Annotated in this window: 13 protein-coding genes; 5 read left to right on the forward strand and 8 right to left on the reverse strand. The window is 67.4% G+C overall.

Annotated elements, in window-relative coordinates; genetic code table 11:
• Positions 1-6 precede the first annotated feature (6 nt).
• From VPH43_RS01945 to tssA, 4 genes are all read left to right on the forward strand, one after another.
• Positions 7-888 (forward strand): hypothetical protein, encoded by an 882-nt coding sequence (locus tag VPH43_RS01945; protein WP_328575959.1) that lies wholly within the window; start codon positions 7-9, stop codon positions 886-888.
• Between the two features lie 138 nt (positions 889-1026).
• A complete protein-coding gene (locus VPH43_RS01950; protein WP_328575960.1) occupies positions 1027-2169 on the forward strand; it encodes a hypothetical protein in 1143 nt (380 codons plus the stop codon).
• Between the two features lie 60 nt (positions 2170-2229).
• Positions 2230-2796 (forward strand): hypothetical protein, encoded by a 567-nt coding sequence (locus VPH43_RS01955; protein ID WP_328575961.1) that lies wholly within the window; start codon positions 2230-2232, stop codon positions 2794-2796.
• A 551-nt stretch (positions 2797-3347) separates the two neighbouring features.
• A complete protein-coding gene (gene tssA, locus VPH43_RS01960) occupies positions 3348-4424 on the forward strand; it encodes a type VI secretion system protein TssA (RefSeq protein WP_328575962.1) in 1077 nt (358 codons plus the stop codon).
• A 30-nt stretch (positions 4425-4454) separates the two neighbouring features.
• Here the strand turns inward: tssA and VPH43_RS01965 are convergent, their stop codons facing one another.
• Genes VPH43_RS01965 through VPH43_RS01990 form a run of 6 tightly spaced genes read right to left on the reverse strand, consistent with a single transcriptional unit; the run spans position 4455 to position 12735 of the window.
• A complete protein-coding gene (locus VPH43_RS01965; protein ID WP_328575963.1) occupies positions 4455-5282 on the reverse strand; it encodes an OmpA family protein in 828 nt (275 codons plus the stop codon).
• Positions 5279-6268 carry a type VI secretion system-associated protein TagF gene (gene tagF, locus VPH43_RS01970; protein ID WP_328575964.1) on the reverse strand — a complete coding sequence of 330 codons (990 nt, stop codon included), beginning with the start codon at positions 6266-6268 and terminating at the stop codon, positions 5279-5281. The genes VPH43_RS01965 and tagF overlap by 4 nt, the downstream gene beginning before the upstream one ends.
• Entirely contained in the window at positions 6265-10095 is a 3831-nt protein-coding gene (gene tssM / locus VPH43_RS01975; protein WP_328575965.1) for a type VI secretion system membrane subunit TssM, read from the reverse strand. Before tssM ends, tagF begins: the two co-directional genes overlap by 4 nt.
• A gap of 55 nt (positions 10096-10150) precedes the next feature.
• On the reverse strand, positions 10151-11560 hold the full coding sequence (locus VPH43_RS01980; RefSeq protein ID WP_328575966.1) for a hypothetical protein: 1410 nt from the start codon (positions 11558-11560) through the stop codon (positions 10151-10153).
• A 16-nt stretch (positions 11561-11576) separates the two neighbouring features.
• Positions 11577-11843 carry a PAAR domain-containing protein gene (locus VPH43_RS01985; protein ID WP_328575967.1) on the reverse strand — a complete coding sequence of 89 codons (267 nt, stop codon included), beginning with the start codon at positions 11841-11843 and terminating at the stop codon, positions 11577-11579.
• 25 nt (positions 11844-11868) lie between these two features.
• The gene (locus tag VPH43_RS01990) at positions 11869-12735 is read right to left on the reverse strand and encodes a M15 family metallopeptidase (RefSeq protein WP_328575968.1); all 867 of its coding nucleotides are present in this window, start codon (positions 12733-12735) and stop codon (positions 11869-11871) included.
• Positions 12736-12843: 108 nt separating this feature from the next.
• On the opposite strand from VPH43_RS01990, the gene VPH43_RS01995 reads away from it, so the two are divergent.
• Positions 12844-13590 carry a hypothetical protein gene (locus VPH43_RS01995; protein WP_328575969.1) on the forward strand — a complete coding sequence of 249 codons (747 nt, stop codon included), beginning with the start codon at positions 12844-12846 and terminating at the stop codon, positions 13588-13590.
• Positions 13591-13627: 37 nt separating this feature from the next.
• Here the strand turns inward: VPH43_RS01995 and icmH are convergent, their stop codons facing one another.
• Positions 13628-14422 (reverse strand): type IVB secretion system protein IcmH/DotU, encoded by a 795-nt coding sequence (gene icmH / locus VPH43_RS02000; protein ID WP_328575970.1) that lies wholly within the window; start codon positions 14420-14422, stop codon positions 13628-13630.
• A gap of 10 nt (positions 14423-14432) precedes the next feature.
• Positions 14433-15782 carry a type VI secretion system baseplate subunit TssK gene (gene tssK, locus VPH43_RS02005; protein WP_328575971.1) on the reverse strand — a complete coding sequence of 450 codons (1350 nt, stop codon included), beginning with the start codon at positions 15780-15782 and terminating at the stop codon, positions 14433-14435.
• Positions 15783-15797: the final 15 nt, after the last annotated feature.

Here is a 15797-nt window from a genome sequence, read left to right on the forward strand (position 1 = left end):
CAGCCCATGACGGCCGTGCAACCCATGCACCGCAATCTGAGCCTCGAGGCACACCTTTGGTACACCGCAACGTCGTCGTCGTTCATGACGCGTCCACGTGATCTCGCGCAAGAAGCAGTGGTTACTTTGCTTGGCGGGGTGAGCTCGAATCCATGGGTCGCCGACTACAGACCCGTTCCCTATTGGGGAGGAGTGCTGGAGAGCTTGCTTCAGACATTCGATTCAGCCAAGGCGGCACTGGACCATGGTGAATTCGATCCAATGATCTCTTGGGGAGGTCGTTTGGAAGATGTCCCCCGCGGGCTTCGCGAGGGCAACGTGAACTGGATGGAAGGCGATCTGCAAGCGCTTTTCCTTGATCAGCTCAATGGAGCCTATTCCGTGTGCAGCACCTTTTGGTTCGCGCTTGTCATGAGCCAGATGTACACAAGTGACAGCTACAAGAACGGCACAGAAGACTGGCGGACCTGCGTTCCGCATGACTTGGGGCGCCCGAGCGATTTCATTCTCAACAGTCAAGAGGAACTGCTCACCTCCACCACGACCGCCATCCCTGAATATCGAGCAGATACCACCATGTCATGCCGCACGGGTGACATCGTCCCTTGGAGCGGCGTGTGGGTCCCATCCACTGGCATGGGGCGTGCAGCCCTTGTATTCGCACGTCAAGGCATTCAGATCATGCAACCGGCCTATGAAGTGCTTAGTATCGACGAGGACTACGGCACTGCTGACGAATTCGAACTGATTGAAGCCGTGTGGCACCCCGTACGCCCAACAGGTCGTACGGTGATGCTTAAACCGAACGACGAAACCAGCAGCTCAAGCGGCCGCGTCGAAGCCGGTCACCCGGCCGGCGGCCGCCGGCACTTCCAGCAAGCGAGGTAATGCCGACCTTCACCACTGACAACGGCGCGACCATCTGGCAGCGGGACGAGCGTCAAGGCTGACCAGCTGGTTGAGCCGGCCGCTCGCCACACCAGGATTCAGCATTGACATCGGCGTCCAAATTGTTGCCACTGCGCAATGAGGGCTGACATCAACGTGCACACACGCGGAGCTGCTCTGGAGGCAGGCCTGTCGTTGCAGCAGAAACGGCAGGCCACGCTGCTGTACCACTGGATGTCGCTGGACTACCTCAAGGCATTGAAGACCTTGATCGACGCCTTGCTCCACGGAGTGGATGTGGACCTCGAACTTGCCAAGCAACAGGGGCGAGACATATTGCTGACCAACGATCGTTGGGGAGTGCGCGACACAGCCACCAACTGGTCCACATTCGTTTACTCCTCGCTGGAGGACTTCCGCAAGGCGACCATCAAAGACATCGCGCTGCGGGCCGTCGAGTCATATGAATTTACCGGCGCGAATCAATGCTCTCGCATGATTGAAGAGCACTCTTCCCTTTGGATGACGCCAGACGAAGAGCAGCGCTTCAAGAAGCAGTGGGAAAAGGTCTATAGGTACGCAGGGAAGGTGGATAGCGCAGCAGGGACGGGGGGTGCCAGAAACTTGGACGACTTCGCTATGGTGATGGCCTGGGAGGAGAGCCGCACGCTTTTTCCCAGGCTGCCAAAGCTACGGGTCAGAACCGATGTTTTTGGAGTTTCCGGGAAGCGCCCGCCTCGGACAGGCGTTTACGTTGCCCAAGACGATCCACATGCCACTCTTCAATTTGCTTGGACGGGAAACGGCGATGGCGTCATTGGGCAGGCGCGCACTTTTAACGACATTGGCCTCCGCGCACTGGCTGCTGTTGGTCGGGACGCGCTCTGGGTAGACGGCTCCAAGATGGCCGCTTTTGCGTCGGATGCCTTTCGGCGCGGCGAAGTGACCGACCGGCATGGCTTCGACGTCGACGACGAGAAGGATCCGCGATGGGCTGGAACGATCGTAAGCATGCAGAGCTTCGTGAAGCGGCCTACCGATTGGTATTTTGTGGAGATGATCGACGGCGAATCCGATGAAGAGGATGGCGTCGAGAACACGAACGAGGTTGTGGCCACTCGATTGCGGTGCGCCGCGGGCCAGCCTTGCCCCCGTGAAGGGTGGTGGTTCACTCCGTCGAAGGCCAATAGCCGTCGCCCCTTTCATCAGGGCGAGGTGATGCCAGCCTTCACCACCGACTACGGCGCGACCCACTGGCAGTGGGACGAGCATCAGGGCTAACGGTTGACTCCCTCTCCAGCTGGCAGGACAGCCACATAGTCGATTCACAGCGGCGATCAGATGGACATGATCTTCCTTCAGCGTGCGTTCCTCTCCATCACGCTTCTCGTTCCGTCCTGCTACGCTGCCACACCTCTTCCCGATGGCTCGGCGCTGGCGATCTCGCTGTCAACCACCGGCACGGTATCCGTCGCATTGAGCGCCGATCGCCCGCGCGCCGTCTCCGTCGGCGCCGAACTCAACCGCGCATGGTCCAGTGCCAGCGAACTGCTGGTGGTCGGGCAGCGCGGCATTTCGGTCCAGGGCCGTGCGTTCGTCGTCGTTGCGATTGCAACGCCTTCGACGAAGCGGCACGGCGGTGGCCACTGCGGTGCGGGAACGGAAGACAAGCTCTTACTGCTGGAGTGGCAAGCAGCCGTGCGACGACTGCAGCTGCGCGACACGCTGTTGATGCAGAGCTGCTTGACCGCCCTCTCCCTGGTCGGCGACCAAGCTGCGAACGTCAAGGACTCGCTCGGCAAGATCTCAGACCCGACACGCCTGACGCTGCAATGGCTATCTCACCCTCGCCATGGCGCAATGCCTAAGACGGTGACGGTCAGGAACGGCAGGTTTCATCTATCGTGAACGCAATGGGCGCCGTGCAACGACGTGGCTGGTCGCTGCTGCTCGCCTGCCTACTGACCTGCGGGTGCGAACAGCATGGCGGTCCGAAGGTGAACGTCTCTGTGGCCGAACTGGGGACACACATCAAAGTTCCTGCTGCGGCGACCTCCGCCCAATGGGAGCTGGTGACCCTTCCGGAACAGGACTCCAGCAGCGTTCCCGGTCCGACCGACTACGTAAGCCTAGTCGCATTCATGCCACTCGACAGGGAAGCACTGGAGCGGTTTCAGAGCTCCACGCAACGAGCGCATCAGATAACAAGGATCCCACCGCAGTTCGTTCGAGCTTGGCTTCCTGGTGTAGCGGCGGCCGCTCTGTCGCAGCCATCTTCCAGCACCTCAGGCACTGTCCAGTACGACGTTACAAGCATCGTGCGCGGCCACCCCAAGCGCGCGTTTGCGGTAGCGGTTCCCGAAGGCGTCGCACTCTATGTGGAGTACGTCGGCCCTTCACCTCCGTCACAGTGACAATACGCCCGCTGCCACAACGCCCCTCCGCATCTGCCGGTCAACATGTCTGCACTGCTCTCTCCCCTGTCCTCCGCCGCCCCCTGCGGCGACGACCTCTCCTTCTCCCCCGAGTTCGACCACATCCAGGAGCTCCGCCGCGCCGACGATCCCACGCTCGACCAAGGCGAGTGGGTCACGGCACTGAAGTCCGCCGACTGGCCTGCCGTGGTGGCGCAGTGCGACGCCTTGCTGAAGGACCGCACCAAGGACCTGCGGCTGCTGGTCTGGCGGGTGGAGGCGCTGGCACAGGTGAAGGGCTACCCCGGCCTGGCGCAGGGGCTGGAGGATTGTGTGCAGGTGTGCGAAGCCTTCTGGGATGGCCTGCACCCGCTGCCCGATGGCGGCGACATGGAGCAGCGCGCGGGCTCGATCCGCTGGCTGCTGGCGCAGTTGCAGCGGCTGGCGCGCAGCCTGCCGGTGACCTCCGCGCCCAGCGGGCGCTTCACGCTGGCACAGATGGACGAGGCGCGGCAGTTGCAGATGGCGATCGAGCGCGACCCTGACCACGCAGCGGCGCTCGGCGAAGGCAAGGTCACGCTGGCCCAGGTGCAGCGCGCACGCAGCGACACGCCTGCGGCCTTTCTCCGTGCCAACGTGGCGGCGATGGCGGTTGCCCGCACGCAGCTGCAGGTACTGCAGGCGCTGATGGATCCGCGCCTGGGCGACGAGGGGCCGAGCTTCGTGCACGCCCGCCAGGCGCTGGACGACGCGTATCACGCGGTCGAAAAGCTCGCCCGTGACGCCGGCGTGATCACCGAGGCACGCAGCGATAGCGCCGCCGACGAGGCACAAAGCGCATCGGGCGACCCTTCTTCGGGTGCGGCGCGTCCGACCGGCACCTTTTCAGCGTCCGGCGAGCCGACCGACCGCGCCCAGGCCTTGCGCCAGCTGCGCGTGGTGGCCGACTTCTTCCGCCGTACCGAGCCGCACAGCCCCGTCGCACTGCTGGCCGACAAGGCCGCGCGCTGGGGCGAGATGCCGCTGGAGCAGTGGCTGCGCGAAGTGATCAAGGACCCCAGCAGCCTGGGTCACCTGGAAGAGCTGCTGGGCATGAAGCCGCCGGCTGATCCGGCGGGCTGACGCGGCACGACAGCCACTTCCGCAGACGCGCTACTGCGACACCCGGAACTCGATGCGCCGGTTGCGCGCCCGCCCATCGGGCGTGGCGTTGCTGGCCACCGGCCGGTCCGGCCCCGCGCCTGACGGCTCGATCATGTCGGCCGGCATCGCCTTGGCCACCAGGTAGGCCTTCACGCTGTCGGCGCGCGCCGCGGCCAGCGCGATGTTGGCGTCGCGGCTGCCCAGGTTGTCGGTGTGGCCGATCACCTGCACCTTGCGGCCGGGCGGCAGCGTCTTCATCGCGTTCAATACTTCGTCCAGCACCGCCACGCCGCGCGGTGTGAGCGTGGCGCTGCCCGACTCGAATTCGACGATGCGGTTGGCCAGCGCGTTGTCGATCACACCTTGTTCGTTGGACGCCACGCGCAGCCCGTTGCGCACGGTGTAGGTGGGGTTGAGTTGCGTCGACATGTCGCTCACCACCTGCTGGCGCAGCGCTTCGTTGCCCACTTCCCCTTTCAGGTCCACCGTGTTGCCGTTCACGGCCAGCTGGCCGCGGCTCACCTGCTTGAGCCCCGGGCCGATCAGGCGCTGTACATAGCCGCTCCAGTTGGGCGGGGCCACCACCGGGCCGATGGCGAGCTGGTCCACCACGCGGTCGGCGCCGTACACCTCGCGGGTGCGTTGCAGGATCGCCTGGCGCGTCGCTTCGTCCGGCACGGTGCCGGCCACCACCACCGCATTCGGCGTGGCGGGTGCGGCGGCGATGCGGGCGCTGGCGGCCGGCGCAGAGGCTTGCGCCCCGGCGGACGCTGCGCTGGCTGCCAGCGCGGCCGCTGCCACCGCGCGGAGGAATGAAGAACCGATCGTCATCGTCATTGCCCCAGGAACGCTTCGATGAAACTGTCGAACGCCGTCTGCAACGGCAGCTCCGGCTGCTGCAGATGGCTGGAAAGCTTGCGCAAGCCATAGGACTGGTCGACCATGTCCTCCACCCACTCAGCATCGCTCACGGCGATCAGGTCTTCCTGTGCGAAGCCGGGGTCCATCAGGGCCCGTAGGGTGCGGGCGGAGGCGCCGTTGAAGCCAACGATCAGCTGCTGCACCGGCTTCGCCCGCAGGAACACGGCCAGCTCGAAGTCATGCCGGCACAAAAAAGGCGTGATCAGCGCCAGCCAGAGCGAGCACACCAGCGGCCGGTACAGCGGATCCTGTGGCGCGGGCAACAGGAGCCCGCGCTCCAGTTGCGTGACACCCTGGGTGACCACAGGCTGCAACAACAGGCCGATGGCCAGCAGGGTCTGCCGCAGCGACAAGGTGTGGCCCGCCTGCCGCAGCTGCGCTTCCAGCCCGCCCAGCGTGTGGATGCCCAGGAAGTCGGCGAAGTTGGCCGCATAGGCCTGGGGCTCCACCTCCACCTCCACCGTGGTGCCGGCCACTTCAGCCAGCACCGGCCCCAGCTCGGCGCCCGAGCCGCAAGCCTGGCGCGACAGGCTCTCCAGCTTGGTCCACAAACGCGCCAGCGCAGTGGGTGAACACGCCAGGAACGCCTGCGACGCGGCCGGCACGTCAAACATGCCGGCCATCACGAACGGGAAGCGCCGGCCGGAGGCATCGGCGCTGGCGGTCAGGTGGCCGGCGAGTGCCACGCGGCCCTGTGTGCCCAGGAAGGCGAAATGCGCCGGCGGCACCTGGTCGTAATTGAGCTTCCAGCGCGTGTCCGCGGCCATCAGCTCCATGCCCTGCGTGAGCCAGCGGTCCAGCGTCTGGGTGAGCGGTGCCTGGCCCACGCTGCGCACGAAGTCGCCACGCGCGGGCAACTTGCCAAAGTAGGCCAAGGTCACCGGTGAGGCACTGCGGCTCATCGCGCAGCTCCCTGCGCCACCACCACGCCGCTGGCCGGCCGCGCGGGCGCGGCAGGCGGCGCACTGGCCGCCGGCGCGGGCGCGATGGCCTGCGTCACGGTGGCGGGCAGCTTCATGCCGCGCAGGCTGTTGGCGCCCGAGGCCGACTCGGCCGATGCGCCTGATGAGGTCACCTGCCCCGGCGTGCTCACGATGCGCAGCTTCACGGTGACGGCGAGCTTGTCCTTCGGCCAGGTGAGTTCGAACAGCGAGGGCTCCAGGCGCTTGCGCTGCGCCATCGCCACCATGCGCTCCAGGCCGAAACCGCCCGGCTCGTTGAGGAACTCGATGGTGCGGCCATCGAAGGCCACGCCGGTGATGCGCACACCGCCACCCGGCTTGGGGCCGGGCCAGACGAAGTCGCTCCAGGCCGGCGCGCTGTTGCGGTAGCGCAGCTGCTGGCCGTCGATCTCCAGCGTGTACTCGGACAGGCCCGAGATCGGCATGGGCTGGATCTGGAAGCGCGTCTGGGTCTCGGCGGCGCCCCCGCCGCTGGCAGCCGAGCCGCCGGCTCCGTTGAGCGGTGCCACCCAATGCGTGAACTGCGAGGTGAACTCGCTGTTCAGCCGCAAGCCCATCTCGGCCCATTGGCGCGGCGTGATCTCGTCACCCCGGCGCAGCACCAGCGTGCCCAGCGCCTCGCCCTGGAACTTGGCGATCGCACCGTCGGGGCCGAACATCTTGGCGATCTCCGCCGGTGCCGCCTCCACCCGCGAGCCGGTGTCGAAGGGGTACTTGGGCGCCAGGCTGCGCTGGAAGGGTTCGTAGATCTGTGCCGTCCACAGCCGGTTCACCTCGGCTTCGGCCGAGGGCACCAGGGTGGCAAAGGCCTGCATCAGCGGGCGCACCAGCAGCGGCCGCAGCGCGGCCTTGGCGCTGTCGCTCATGCCCACAAGCATCTGCTCGTCCACGAAGCGCAGCGCTTCCGACAGGTCCGAGCCGCTGCCGTCCAGCGTCTGCGCCATCAGCGTGCGCGCAGCCGGACCGGGGTCACCCTGGTTCTTGATCTGGTTGAACTTGGTGCGGATCTTCGACAGGTGCTCGAGGTAAGTCTTGGAGAGCGAAGCCCCGTCGCTGCGCGAATTCATCAGGCGCATCACGCCGGCGAACTCCTTGCCGATCGGCCCCATCGGGATCTCCGCCTGCGGGCCGCCCACCTTCAGGTCGACCTCCACGCGCGAAGGCGCCTGGCGCAGGATCACCTGCTTGAACCACTGGGTGAAGCCGCGCTGGGTGTCCTTCAGGCGCTCGTTCAGCAGCGAGGGGTTGTCCCAGGAGGTTTCGTTGTACAGCGTGTCCAGCACCTTGTAGACGGGTGACCCGGTGGGGTCGCCCAGGCGGTTCATGCGTGCCACCGCGTTGTCGAAACCGCCGAACTCGTTGACCGTGATGCCACGCAGGAACTTCTGCCACTCGGCCACGTACTCGGTCTTGTACATCTGCACCAGGGCCTTCTGGATCTGCTCCGGGCTGCCTTCGAGGGTGAGGTCATCGTGCGCCGCGGTCTTCAACACCCAGTCGGTGCTCTGCAGGTCCTTGCTGGCGGCCTCCTTGAACGCGGCTTCGATGTACTTGTCCCAGGCATCGCGGGTGAAGGCACCGTTGATCGAATAGGAGCCGGCCACCACCTCACGGTCCTGCTCGCCGACGATGCGGGCCACCGTCATCGGCGCGAAGCGGGTCGAGGCCCGCGACTTGATCTCGCTGTACACCCGCTCGCGCGCCGGCATGCCACGCACCACGCGGCGCAGGTTCTCCCGCGTGGTGTCCACCAGCGTGATGTTGTTCTTCAGCTGCGGGAAAGTGGGATCGGCGGTCTGCGCGAGCACGAAGCTCAGCATGCGCTCGGCGCTGCGGATCAGCTGTTCGCGCGGCATGGTGCCGCGGTTGGCCTCCAGCCAGCCGCGCCAGAAGCGGGTGATCTGGTCGGCGAGATGGCCCTGCTCCATGCGGGCACGGTCCCCCAGCATCAGGTAGGTCTTGAGCGCGTTGTAGGCGTCTTCCACGCTTTCGGTGGAGGCAGCCTGGTAGCTGCCGGGTGCGCTCACCCGCACCGCCTGCACGTTGGGGGCACCGGAGGCGGGCGTGCGGCTCACTGGCTGCAGCTGGTCGGCATGCGTGTTCACCTCGGTGAGGTAGGCCTCGATGCTCTCGGCCACCGGGCCCAGCATCACCTCTCGCACGCCGGCAAAGTATTCGTCGCGCAGCTTGCGCTCCACCGCGTCGCCTTGATAGAGCCCCAGGCTCACGCCCAGCGGCCGGCTGTCGCGCCAGGCGTGAAGCTGCTCGATGCGGTCCTGCAGGATCTCCAGCGCCTCGATGCGTGACTGCAGGTCGGTGCGTTCCTTCTGCAGCTTGGCCGCCTTGGCCACGTCGGCGTCCACATTGGCCAGCAGCTGCCGGTTGCCGGCATACGACCAGGCCCAGCCGCCCAGCACCACGCCGAGCGCCACCACCGAGGCGGCAAACACGCCGTAGCGCAGGCGCAGCTTGGTGCGGCTGGCATGCTGGCGCACCAGGTGGCGGTCCGCGAAGATCACCTTCTGGAACAGGTCCTTCAGGAAGAAGCCGTTCTGCGAATACACCGCCGCGGTGGTGCGGGGCTTCAGGTCCAGCGCGAACTGCTGCGCGATGCGCTCGCTGGCGCGGCTGTTGGAGGAGCCTTCCTGCACCGAGCTGGTGAAGTAGAAACCGCGGAAGATCGGCCGGTACTGGTAGGGGTTGTCCTCGAACAGGGTGCCGATGAAGGAGCGCAGCGCGGGCTTGAGCGCAGCGAACTCCAGCGGGAAGGTGAGCACGCCGGGTGGCAGGCCTTCGCCGCGGTGCATGGACATGCGCGTGACTGACATGTCCTTCAGGCCGGCGAACAGCTCGTCGAAGCGCGTGTCGAACTGCGCGATGGCGTCGATGCGGCCATCGGCCTGGTAGGGCAAGGTGGCGCCCCACACCCGGTCGCGCTCGGACGGGTCGCGGTCCTCGAAGAATTCGGCAAAGCCGGCGATCAGGTCGGCCTTGGTGAACATGATGTACACCGGCGCAAACACTTCCAGTTGCTCGGTGAGTTCCTGCACGCGCTGGCGCAGCTGCTTGGCCAGGGTGATCGCAAAGTCGGGCCGGCTGCCCACGACGTCGGCCACGCTGGCCGCGATGAGGATGCCGTTGATCGGCGCCTTCGGCCGGTGCTTCTTCAGCAGCGACAGGAAGCCGCGCCATTCCTCACGGTCTTCCTCATGCACCGCATAGCGGCCGGCGGTGTCCAGCAGGATGCCTTCGCTGGTGAAGAACCAGTCGCAATTGCGGGTGCCGCCGATGCCCTGGATGATGTTGTCGGTCTGCTCGGCAAAGGGGAACTTCAGTCCCGAGCGCACCACCGCCGTGCTCTTGCCGGCGGCCGGGTTGCCGATCACCATGTACCAGGGCAGCTCGTACAGCGCGGCCGAGCCGGAGAGCTGGCCCAGGCGCGAGGTCTTGATCGTCTTCACCGCGGCGCTCATGCGCGTGCGCAGGGCCTGCACATCGGCCTTCGCAGCACTGGGTGCGTTCTTGGCGGCGCGCTCGCCCTGCTGCTCCAGCGCCTGCTCCAGGCCTTGCGCGGCCTTGCGGGCGCGATAACGCTTGACGGCCCACACCACGAACCACAGCAGCAGCGCCACGCCCAGCGCCACACCCGCCCACACCAGCGCGATGCTCAGCGTGTCGGCCCCGATGAACAGGAAGGCAGCGAGGGCCAGGAAACCGAGCACGCACAGCACGCGGACGTCGGTGAGAAGGCTCCAGAATCGACTCATGATCTCGGGGTACAGCTTGGGTGCGGCAGGCCGCGGGTGGATCGGAACATGCGGGTCAGGCAGTGGGGTTGGCAGGAGCGCTGAGCACCACGGCCAGTCGGTCGAAAGGGTCGGCGTGGCTGAGCATCAAGGTCGGCGCCTGCCCGCGTTGCACCTGCGCTGCCGCCAGGGCCAGCGCCAACGGTGCGGCCGCGATGCCCACACTGCCGGTGGCGGCGCCGGCGCAGCGGCATAGCTCCATCTGGCCGAGTCGAGGCGCCACCTGTTGCAGGGCGTCGAAAAACTCGCTGGTGCGTGAGCGTTGCAGGTCGGTGTCGCTCACCGCGCGCGACAGCTGCTCCACGGGCACCTGCGACACCTCGATGGCCTGGCGCACCGCCTCGGTGAGCTCGGTGGCGGCCAGGTGGCCCGGCGCATCGGCCGACTTGTCGCGGCGCTGCGCCGACAGACGATGCAGCTGCACCGCCGGCGCGCCGCCGTCCGCGGCGGGCGTGCTGGTGTCGCGCGCGGGCGGCGCCAGCAACAGCGCGGCAGCCGCTTCGCCGGGCATCACGCCACTGGGCCGCTGCGCGGTGAAGAGCTGGCCGGCGGCGTCCAGCCGATCGACCAGCGCCTCGTCCACCAGGGATTCGGCGGCCAGCACCAGCAGGCGGTCGTCCCGCCCGTCGCGGTGGCTCATCACCAGGCGGCGCTCGGCTTGCAACAGCAAGGCCACGCCGCTGCGCACGGCGCTCACCTCCAGCTGCCAGTCGAAGGCCGGCAGTTGGGCCGCCCATTGCCCGAGCAGTGTGCCGGCCTGCTGGGCGATCGCCGCGCGCGCCTGCGCATCATGGCGTTCGTCCACGCCCCACAGCAGGTGCAGCGAGGGTTTGGCAACAGGCGCTGCCCGGCGCCGCGTCACCAGCGTGGGATGCTGGGCTTCGGCCTCTTCGGGCGCTGGCGGTTCGACGGGTGGCGCGGCCTGGTGCAACCACTGCAACACCGGCGCGATGGCCTGCTCGGCGAGTTGAACCGCACGCGCCGGTGCCTCACCCTCGATGCCGGTGCAGCGCCGCGAGAACACGCCCAGTCCATCACCGTCGCGGAAGAGCGGATCTAGTTGCACCGGCGGGGGTTCGTTGATCAGCTCCAGGGCGGAGTCTGTGTCGCCGGCCCCCGGCATTGCAATGCCCTGCGCCAGCACTTGCATCGTGAGCTGCCGCTCTGCCACCGGTGCAGCAGCCGCTGGCGCGGCCGCCGATGCAGCAGCGCTCGCGCGCGCGGCCTGCGCCAGCGCAGCGCGACGCCAGGCCCAGCGCAGGGCAAGCGCACCACCCACCACCAGCAGCGGCAGCAGCACCAGGTACAGCAGGATGTCCTGCGTGTCGATCGCGCGGCGGCTGGTCTGCCACTGCCAGACGACGATGGCCCACACCAGCGCCGTGGCCAACAGCGCCAGGAACAGCAGGCGGACCAGCTTCAGCATCGTGTGGCGCCTGGCGTCAGATATCGGTGCTGACGGACTGGGTGGCGATCAGCGTCGCACCGCAGGCCGTCTTGTCACCATGGCGCGCCGCCGGCTTGCCATCGATCAGCATCGTGGGATCGCCACTCACGATCACGGTCGGACCATGATTGCGTTTGGGGCAGGTGACCTTGTCACCCACACGCGCAATGCGCTTGCCACCGGTGTCGGTGGTGGCCGCGGCTTCGACGACTTCGCCGCCGTGATCCGTCTTGTCGCCCAGCACGATGAAAGGTCGTCCCATGATGTGTTCCTCCTCTTCGGGTGTTTCAGTTCGCCGGCGCCGTGGCGCGGCCGATGACGCCGGGGCGGCGCAGCTCCAGGTGGCCCAGGTCCACAATGGACGTCCAGCGCCCACCCCAGCCCAGCCCCACCGATTCCGCCACTTCGCCCATCAGCTCATAACCGCGCTTGGCCCACGGGTCCTTTTCGCTGATCACCAGCTTGCCGTCGCGGTAGAAGGCGCAGTCGGCCGCCAGGCCGAACTGGTGGTAGCTCTGGAAGGCGCCCGCCTGCGTGACATGGGCGCCGCGGCTGCGCAGCAGCTCCTGTCGCTCAGGGCTGCGATAGCCCTCCAGCAGGGCCAGCTCGTAGCCGTGTTTTTCACGCATCAGCTTGAACACCAGCAGCAGGCGCTGGCGGAAGTCGGCATCCAGCGCGGACCATTCGCGGCTGGCGCTGGCCAGCAGCGGACGTTCTGCCTCCACCTCGCGGGTGCTGAACACCTCCGGCGGCAATGGGGACGGCGGCACCAGTTGCTCACCTTGCAGCAAGGTGGCGATGTGCGGGTCGATGCGGCGCTGCGTGGCCTCGTCATAGCCTTGCAGCCAGCGGTCCGTGCCCAGCCACAGCGCCAGGATCGAAGGGGCCGCCAACGCGGTAAGCAGCGCGCCCGCGATGGCCCATTCGCGCGTGCCCCACTTCGCCAGCGAATGCGCCATGCGTCGCAGGAGACCTTGCAGGCCGGTGGCTGCGGCGCCCAGCACGCCGCCCGCATCGCATGCCGCCTGCCAGCAGCCGCTCACCTGGCGCTGCGTCCAGCCCAACACGCCGCGCCGCCACGCCGGCAGCACTAGCAAGGCTACAGCTGCAGTGAACAGCAACAGGTAGGCGACGAGCACCAGGCCAAGGTTCATGGCAGCGCCCTCATCGCCGGCCAGTTGCAGAAGGCTTCAAACAGGTGGTTGGCAACCGGCACCGCATCCCTACAATCGCGCCCCACGCCAAAACACGAGGAGAGGGATGTGGATGCGCCGCAAGAGAATCGACGTCCGCCTGCGGCGCGCCCCTCGCTGCTCGGCTCCGGAAATGCGGCCGCCACGAAGGGCGACGAGCTGAAGATCCTGTCCGCGCTGCAGGCTCCCGGCCGCCCGGCAGTGCGATCGAACAGGTGGCTGCCGGTGTCGTTGGGCGTGCTGGCGATCGCGGGCGTCGCCATGGCGGCATGGCAATACGCGCCCAACTCGCAGGCGGACGCCCCGGTGGTGGCGGCCACGCCGGCCGCCACCGCTGCATCCGCCGCAGCATCGTCGCCCAGCGCCGTGAAGGTGGCCGCCGCCGTGCCGCTCGCCGCAAGCGCGGCATTGATCGAGAACCTCCCGGCACCCGCAGCGGCAGCGTCCGCGGTGGTGGTTGCCGCCGCGTCTCCGGCCGAACGCATCGCCTCGGCACCCGCCTCCCCGCTGGCCGCACTGGCCGCTGCCGAACCGGCGGCCAGCGCAGTCACCCCACCGGCCGTTGCCACGCCGACGCGTGCGGCCAAGCCCGTGAAGCCCGCGGCGCGGCACGGCGACGTGCACACCGCCTCGGCCAAGTCCACGAAGCCGCCCAAGAAGAAGTCACCCGCCAACGAGCCGGCCAAGGCGCCGCCCGCCGGCAAGGACGCGGATGTGGACCTGCTGGAAGCCATGGTCGCCCATGTGCGCGGCAAGAACGCGGTAGCCAAGGGCAAGGCAGCCCCCAGCGCCACGGCCGAGCCGGCCCAGCGCTGAAGCGGCGCACCAGGCGCTGCGCGTTGCGCGTTGCGCATCACGGCAGCGTGATCGTCACGTTGGCCGCACGCGGGGCGAGCTTCACCAGCTGCGAATACGCCGCCAGTTGCTCCCCGGTGCTGCGCGCAAGGTGCGCACGCAGCCCGATGAAGGCCAGCAGCCCGCCCAGTGCAAACACCGACACCACCACCCACAGCGGCACGTCGTTGCGCAAGGTGTGGGCCACCCGGTCGGGCAGCAGCCCGTGCGGTGCAAAGCCCGGGCGTGTGCCCCGCAGGTGGGCGATCTCGTCGCCCAGGCGCACGGTGAGGTAGTTAAGCTTCTCCGTGCCTTCCAGCAGGTACTTGCCCTGGAAACCCAGCAGCAGGCACATGTGGAACACCTCCAGCACCTGCAGCTTGGCAGCGCCCTGGCGGCGCAGCTCTTCCAGCTTCTCGAAGAAGGTCTCGCCGGCCAGCTGGTCGCCGAAGTATTCGAGCTGCAGCGGCCGCAGCTGCCACTCGTCGCGGATCTTGAACTGCGACATCAGCACCGTTTCATCGACCAGCGCGCAGAACGCGTACTTGGCGTTGTAGATGTCCTCGGCGCTGCAATCGAGCTTGCGCGTGCCACGCTCGAACTGCGTCAGGAAGTCGCGCAGGCGCTGGCGAAAGTCCTCGAAGCCCAGCGGCGCATGCCGGTTCTTCAGCAGGAACAGCATGTAGAAGCCGTCGTACATCAGGTCCAGCAGCGAATGCGCATCGGCGATGAGCACGCCGCTGCGCGGCTGCGGCGCGGTGCCCGGACCGCTGGCACCAAAAAGAGAAGGCGGGTTGCTGGAAGCAGGGGCCATGGTGGACACGCTATTGCGTCACGGCCACCAGCTCGAGCTGGAAGCCCGAGCCGCTGGGGACGTAGAGGGAGATGGACTGCGCCTGCAGCATGCGTTCGTACAGCGCACCGCGCGGCTCGAGCAGGAAGTAGAAGTGGCCGGGCCGTACCGGGATCGCCGCCGGCACCTGTGGCGCATGCGTGAGGCGCACGCCCGGCATGGCCGACAGCACCAGCTTTTCCACGTCGTCCGGCGCACCGAGTTTGAAGCGCAGGGGCACCGCTTCCACCAGCTCGTTGGGCGGCATCGTGCCCGCCACGCCGAGGTACAGCGCGGTGCTGGCCGTGATCTTCTCGGAATCGAGCCGGCCCTGGTGGAACGACGGCTTGGCCTCCTGCAGCGCGATGGAGAAGCAGCGGGTGGAGATCACCGCCTCCAGCAGCTCGCGCACGATATGGTCGAGCTTGGCGAACGACGGCCCCGGATTCTCATGCTGGTAGGCCGGCAGGTCAGCCAGCGTGAAGCTGCGCGAAAAGGTCATCAGCGCACCGGCCAGCTCCAGCAGACGCTCGAACAGCCGCTCCGGATGCAGCTTGGGGTTCTGCAGGTAGTGCGACAGGCCGGCGAAGGCTGCGCTGGCGGTGTGCAGCAGCCAGAACGAGGCCACGTCGCCGGAGCGGAACTCGATCACGTTCTTCGACGGCTCACGATGGAAGCCGTAGAGCGCGTCCACCTTGGCCTGCAGCACATCGAGCAGGCGGCGCAGTGCCGCATGCAGCACCGGTGACGAAGCGATCGACAGCGAGGGCGGCACGAAGCGCGGGTCGAGCTCGAAATCGCCGGTGGAGGTGCGGCGCAGGCGCAGCAGCGGCAGGTTCACCAGGTGGTCGCGCGGCTCGGTGTCCGCCAGCAGGCGGGCATGTTTGCGCAGCGTGCTCACCTCGGCTTCCACAGCGCCCGTGAACCAGTCGGGCGCTTGTTCGTTGTGCTGCACGAAGCGCACGCCGCTGCTTGCACCGGCTTCGCCGGGTGCACTGAAGTTGGAACCCACGCTGCGCAACGGCGGCATCGCGAGGTAGAACACCACGCTGGTGGTGTTGGGCGGAAGCGAGGACAAGGACACCGGCGCGGGCAGCTCGTCTTCCTGCGGCGCGTTGTAGATCTCGCCGTCGGGCAGCACCACCTGCAGCTCGTTGAGCCGCAGCACGCCGGTTTGCAGCGCATCGGTGGCCACCTTGAGCGAGCGCACGCCCCAGGCATAGGGATGCAGCGCGCGGGACATTTCCACCAGGCGCCACTCGTGGTACGCGTCCTGGCGCTGGAAGTGCTGCGGCCGCAGGAACAAGCCTTCGCCCCACAGCACCTTGGATGACTGCATCACTTCACTCTCCTCGTC

It is taken from the genome of Ideonella sp. BN130291, assembly GCF_036231905.1.
GTDB lineage: Bacteria > Pseudomonadota > Gammaproteobacteria > Burkholderiales > Burkholderiaceae_C > CAMLIZ01.

Excerpts from the sequence above, each read along its gene's own strand:
- VPH43_RS01945 (WP_328575959.1), top strand. The coding sequence starts at position 7 with ATGACGGCCGTGCAACCCATGCACCGCAATCTGAGCCTCGAGGCACAC.
- VPH43_RS01950 (WP_328575960.1), top strand. The coding sequence starts at position 1,027 with ATGAGGGCTGACATCAACGTGCACACACGCGGAGCTGCTCTGGAGGCA.
- VPH43_RS01955 (WP_328575961.1), top strand. The coding sequence starts at position 2,230 with ATGGACATGATCTTCCTTCAGCGTGCGTTCCTCTCCATCACGCTTCTC.
- tssA (WP_328575962.1), top strand. The coding sequence starts at position 3,348 with ATGTCTGCACTGCTCTCTCCCCTGTCCTCCGCCGCCCCCTGCGGCGAC.
- VPH43_RS01965 (WP_328575963.1), bottom strand. The coding sequence starts at position 5,282 with ATGACGATGACGATCGGTTCTTCATTCCTCCGCGCGGTGGCAGCGGCC.
- tagF (WP_328575964.1), bottom strand. The coding sequence starts at position 6,268 with ATGAGCCGCAGTGCCTCACCGGTGACCTTGGCCTACTTTGGCAAGTTG.
- tssM (WP_328575965.1), bottom strand. The coding sequence starts at position 10,095 with ATGAGTCGATTCTGGAGCCTTCTCACCGACGTCCGCGTGCTGTGCGTG.
- VPH43_RS01980 (WP_328575966.1), bottom strand. The coding sequence starts at position 11,560 with ATGCTGAAGCTGGTCCGCCTGCTGTTCCTGGCGCTGTTGGCCACGGCG.
- VPH43_RS01985 (WP_328575967.1), bottom strand. The coding sequence starts at position 11,843 with ATGGGACGACCTTTCATCGTGCTGGGCGACAAGACGGATCACGGCGGC.
- VPH43_RS01990 (WP_328575968.1), bottom strand. The coding sequence starts at position 12,735 with ATGAACCTTGGCCTGGTGCTCGTCGCCTACCTGTTGCTGTTCACTGCA.
- icmH (WP_328575970.1), bottom strand. The coding sequence starts at position 14,422 with ATGGCCCCTGCTTCCAGCAACCCGCCTTCTCTTTTTGGTGCCAGCGGT.